Here is a 4,902-nt window from a genome sequence, read left to right on the forward strand (position 1 = left end):
CCCGCGAGCCGCTCAAGCCGCAGGGCCACTGGCAGCAGGCCGCCGCCATCAAGGCGCGGCAGACGACGCCGATCGGCCTGGGGGCTGGACTCCGCCGGCGTGCGCCAGCGCATGGTGGACCGCCTGCGCCGCGAAGGCCTGACGGACGAGCGCGTGCTGCAGGCGCTGGCGACGGTGCACCGGCATGCCTTCGTCGACTCCGCGCTGGCGACGCAGGCCTACGAGGACACCAGCCTGCCGATCGGGCACGGCCAGACCATCTCCAAGCCGTCGGTCGTCGGCCGGATGATGGCGCTGATGCTGGACGCGCCGGGCGCGCGTCAGCGCAGGCGCTTGATCAGGCTCGAGGTGTCGAGGCGGCCGCCGCCCTCGGCCTGCACGTCGGCATAGAACTGGTCCACCAGGGCGGTCAGCGGGAGGCGTGCGCCGTTGCGGCGCGCCTCGTCGAGCACCAGCCCGAGGTCCTTGCGCATCCAGTCCACGGCGAAGCCGAAGTCGAACTTGTCCTCGACCATGGTCTTGCCGCGGTTGTCCATCTGCCAGCTCTGGGCGGCGCCCTTGCCGATGACCTCGAGCACCAGCGGCATCGGCAGGCCGCTCTTCTGGCCGAAGGCGATCGCCTCGGACAGGCCCTGGACGATGCCGGCGATGCAGATCTGGTTGACCATCTTCGCGAGCTGGCCGGCGCCGGCCTCGCCCACGCGGGTCACCGCCTTGGCGAAGTGCATCGCGACCGGCTGGATGCGTCCGAAGACGGCCTCGTCGCCGCCGCACATGACGGTCAACGCGCCGTTCACCGCGCCGGCCTGGCCGCCGGAGACCGGGGCGTCGATGAAGTGCAGTCCCTGTCGCGTCGCTTCGGCCGCGAGCTCGCGGGCGACTTCCGCCGAGGCGGTGGTGTGGTCGACGAGGACCGCGCCGGGCTTCATGCCGGCGAAGGCGCCGTCGGCGCCCAGCACGACGGAACGCAGGTCGGCGTCGTTGCCGACGCAGCAGAAGACGATGTCGGCGCCCTGGGCCGCCTCACGCGGCGTGGCGGCCGACTGCCCGCCGAACTCGGCGACCCAGGCCTGTGCCTTGGCGGGCGTCCGGTTGTAGGCGACGACCCCATGCCCGGCCTTGGCGAGATGGCCCGCCATCGGGAAGCCCATGACGCCGAGGCCGAGGAAGGCGACGCGCAGGGGAGGGAGGGAGTCGTAGGAACGCTGGCCGATGCTGCTCATGGAGGAACCTGTCGGTGGGTGGATGAAGACCCGCCGATTGTGTCCCTCCCGCGCGCTCAGACGATGGTCAGGTGTTCGGTGCCCGACGCCAGGTCGCCGCTGCGCGCCCGCTCGCTGTTGAGCTTGATCTGCAGCCGCAGGTCGTTGACCGAGTCGGCATTGCGCAGCGCGTCCTCGTAGGTGACCTTGCCGAATTCATAGAGGTCGAACAGCGCCTGGTCGAAGGTCTGCATGCCGAGCTCGCGCGAGCGCTTCATGATTTCCTTGATCTCGCCCACCTCGCCCTTGAAGATCAGGTCGCTGATCAGCGGCGTGTTCAGCAGGATCTCGACCGCGGCGATCCGGCCCTTGCCCTCCTGGCGCGGCAGCAGCCGCTGCGAGACCAGCGCCTTCAGGTTGAGCGACAGGTCCATCAGCAGTTGGGCGCGGCGCTCTTCGGGGAAGAAGTTGATGATCCGGTCCAGCGCCTGGTTGGCGCTGTTGGCGTGCAGCGTGGCCATGCACAGGTGGCCGGTCTCGGCGAAGGCGACGGCGTGCTCCATCGTCTCGCGGTCACGGATCTCGCCCATCAGGATCACGTCCGGCGCCTGGCGCAGCGTGTTCTTCAGCGCCTGCTCCCAGCCTTCGGTGTCCAGGCCGACCTCGCGCTGGCTGACGATGCAGTTCTTGTGCGGGTGGACGAACTCGACCGGGTCCTCGATCGTGATGATGTGGCCGTAGGTGGTCTCGTTGCGGTGGTCGACCATCGCCGCCAGCGTCGTGCTCTTGCCCGAGCCGGTGGCGCCCACCAGGATCACCAGGCCGCGCTTGGTCTGGGTGACGTCCTTCAGGACCACGGGCAGGTCCAGCGACTCGATCGTCGGCAGGGTCTGGGGGATGGTCCGCAGCACCAGCGCCACGTGGCCCTGCTGGATGTAGGCGTTGACGCGGAAGCGGCCGATGCCCTGCGGCGAGATCGCGAAGTTGCACTCCTTGGTGCGCTCGAAATCGGCCGCCTGCTTGTCGTTCATGATGGCCCGCGCCAGCTGCAGCGTGTGCTGGCCGGTCAGCGGCTGGGGCGACACCTTGGTCACCTTGCCGTCGACCTTGACCGCGGGCGGGAACTCCGCCGTCAGGAACAGGTCGGAGCCCTTGCGCGACACCATCAGGCGCAGCAGGTCGTTGATGAACTTGGTGGCCTGATCGCGTTCCATGGCGAGGTCCTGTCCTTATGCCGGGGCGCCGTCGCTCAATCGCCCGGGTCCCGGTCGTGTTTGTCGTTGGGGGCGGGTCAGCCGGGGAAGTTCTCGGGGAACTTGGCCTTCAGCCGGGCCTCGGCCGGGCTGATCATGTTGCGGCGGACCAGGTCGGTGAGGTTCTGGTCCAGCGTCTGCATGCCCAGGTTGTTGCCGGTCTGGATCGAGGAGTACATCTGCGCGATCTTGTTCTCGCGGATCAGGTTCCGGATCGCCGAGGTGCCCAGCATGATCTCGTGCGCCGCCAGCCGGCCGTTGCCGTCCTTGGTCTTGCACAGCGTCTGCGAGATCACCGCCTGCAGCGATTCCGACAGCATAGCGCGGACCATTTCCTTCTCCGCCGCGGGGAACACGTCCACGATCCGGTCCACCGTCTTGGCGGCCGACGAGGTGTGCAGCGTGCCGAAGACCAGGTGGCCCGTTTCCGCGGCGGTCAGCGCCAGGCGGATGGTTTCCAGGTCGCGCATTTCGCCCACCAGGATGCAGTCCGGGTCCTCACGCAGCGCCGAGCGCAGCGCGTTGGAGAAGCTCATCGTGTGCGGGCCCACCTCGCGCTGGTTGACCAGGCACTTCTTGGATTCATGCACGAACTCGATCGGGTCCTCGACGGTCAGGATGTGGCCGTACTCGTTCTCGTTGAGGTGGTTGATCATCGCGGCCAGCGTCGTCGACTTGCCCGAGCCGGTCGGGCCGGTGACCAGCACCATGCCGCGCGGCTTCATCGCCAGGTCCGCGAAGACCTTGGGGCAGTTGAGCTGCTCCAGCGTCAGGATCTTGCTCGGGATGGTCCGGAACACGGCGCCGGCGCCGCGGTTCTGGTTGAACGCGTTGACGCGGAAGCGCGCCAGGCCCTGGATCTCGAACGAGAAGTCGCACTCCAGCGTCTCCTCGTAGGTCTTGCGCTGGGCGTCGCTCATGATGTCGTAGACCATGTCGTGCACCTGGCGGTGCTCGAGGGCCTCGACGTTGATGCGGCGCACGTCGCCATGGACGCGGATCATGGGGGGCAGACCAGCGGACAAGTGAAGGTCGGAGGCCTTGTTCTTGACCGAGAATGCCAGCAGTTGGGTGATGTCCATGGGATAGGGAAAAGCGTTGGCGATTATGGCGACGATCTCCGAGAACATACAACAGCTCCATGGCCGCATTGAGAGGGCTTGCCTGCAGGCGTCGCGGCCCGTGCACAGCGTCACGCTGCTGGTGGTAACAAAGACTTTCCCGGCTTCGGATGTGAGAGAAGCGTTCGAGGCCGGCGAGTGCCGCTTTGGTGAGAACTACGTGCAGGAGGCCGTCGACAAGATCGACGCGCTGGCCGACCTGCGCGAGCGCGTCGAGTGGCACCTGATCGGGCCGCTGCAGAGCAACAAGACGCGGGTGGTGGCGGAGCGCTTCGACTGGGTGCACAGCGTCGACCGGCTCAGGATCGCCCAGCGGCTGGCCGAGCAGCGACCGGCGGCGCTCCCGCCGCTGGACGTCTGCCTGCAGGTCAACATCAGCGGCGAGGCGTCCAAGAGCGGCCTGGCGCCGGCCGAGGTGGCCGAGGTGGCGCGCGCGGTCGCCGCGCTGCCGAGGCTGCGGCTGCGCGGCCTGATGGCGATCCCGGAGCCGGCCGCCACGCTGGAGGCGCAGCGGGTCCCGCACCGGGCGCTGGCCGGGCTGCTGGCCGCGCTCAACCGGGACCTCGGGCTGAGCCTGGACACCCTGAGCATGGGCATGAGCGCCGACATGGACGCCGCGATCCTGGAAGGCGCCACGATGGTGCGCGTGGGCTCGGCGATCTTCGGCGCGCGGACCCGTCCGACCCCTCCGGGGGGCTGAATGGAGCCGCTGCAGCGCCTGGCCGACCTGATGCCCGACACCCCGGGCAGCCTGTCGGTCCGGGCGCTGTGGCGCGAGGGCAGGGCGGTTGAACGACGCTGGTTGCTCGGCGGCTGGCTGGCGACCGTCATCGCCTGCGTCGTGCTGGGCCTGCTCACGGTGCGCGAGGGCTGGTCCGGGATTCCCGTCGACCTGGGCGGCGCGGTCGCCTTCCTGACCTTCTACCCGCCGATCCCGCTGTGCCTGTGGTGGACGCTGTGCTTCGGCTGGCGCTGGGGTGCGGTGCCCGCCTGGGCGGCGACCTTCGTGCTGGCGGTCGACGCCGGCATGGCGCCGGGCTGGGCGGCGGTCTTCGCCTGCGCCAACCCGCTCGGGCTGGGCGTGCTGGCGCTGGGCTACCGGGCCGTCGGCGCGGCGCGCGGGCTGCGCAGCCTCAGAGCCTGGCTGTTCTTCGTGCCGCTGTGTTTCGTCGGCGCGGTGTTCAGCTCCGCCGGCGCGCTGATCTGGAATTTCAACCACGATCTCGCCGCCGAGCGCCAGTTGCCGATCTGGCAGGGCTGGTGGCTGGGCGCCTTCCTGCAGAGCGTGCTGCTCGGCGGGCCGCTGATGGCGCTGAGCTGGCCGCG

At 69.2% G+C, this 4,902-nt stretch carries 4 protein-coding genes and 2 pseudogenes; 3 read left to right on the top strand and 3 right to left on the bottom strand.

Features of this window, described 5'->3' with window-relative positions; translation table 11 throughout:
• Positions 1–47: 47 nt before the first annotated feature.
• Positions 48–303, top strand: a pseudogene (locus tag FUT87_RS30855) (protein-L-isoaspartate O-methyltransferase family protein); the annotation flags it as partial.
• Positions 304–320: 17 nt separating this feature from the next.
• On the opposite strand, the gene FUT87_RS17300 reads toward FUT87_RS30855, so the two are convergent.
• The 3 genes from FUT87_RS17300 to FUT87_RS17310 all read right to left on the bottom strand — a co-directional run bounded on the left by FUT87_RS17300 (position 321) and on the right by FUT87_RS17310 (position 3,537).
• The gene (locus FUT87_RS17300) at positions 321–1,223 is read right to left on the bottom strand and encodes an NAD(P)-dependent oxidoreductase (RefSeq protein ID WP_147241815.1); all 903 of its coding nucleotides are present in this window, start codon (positions 1,221–1,223) and stop codon (positions 321–323) included.
• A 56-nt stretch (positions 1,224–1,279) separates the two neighbouring features.
• Positions 1,280–2,416: a PilT/PilU family type 4a pilus ATPase gene (locus FUT87_RS17305; RefSeq protein WP_147241816.1), complete on the bottom strand. Its 1,137-nt coding sequence runs from the start codon at positions 2,414–2,416 to the stop codon at positions 1,280–1,282.
• Between the two features lie 77 nt (positions 2,417–2,493).
• Entirely contained in the window at positions 2,494–3,537 is a 1,044-nt protein-coding gene (locus FUT87_RS17310; protein ID WP_091731552.1) for a type IV pilus twitching motility protein PilT, read from the bottom strand.
• A gap of 25 nt (positions 3,538–3,562) precedes the next feature.
• Between FUT87_RS17310 and FUT87_RS17315 the strand changes: the two genes are divergently transcribed.
• Positions 3,563–4,276 (top strand): YggS family pyridoxal phosphate-dependent enzyme, encoded by a 714-nt coding sequence (locus tag FUT87_RS17315; protein ID WP_147241817.1) that lies wholly within the window; start codon positions 3,563–3,565, stop codon positions 4,274–4,276.
• A pseudogene (locus FUT87_RS17320) lies at positions 4,277–4,902 on the top strand (diguanylate cyclase); the annotation flags it as partial.

The organism is Mitsuaria sp. TWR114 (genome assembly GCF_007997345.1).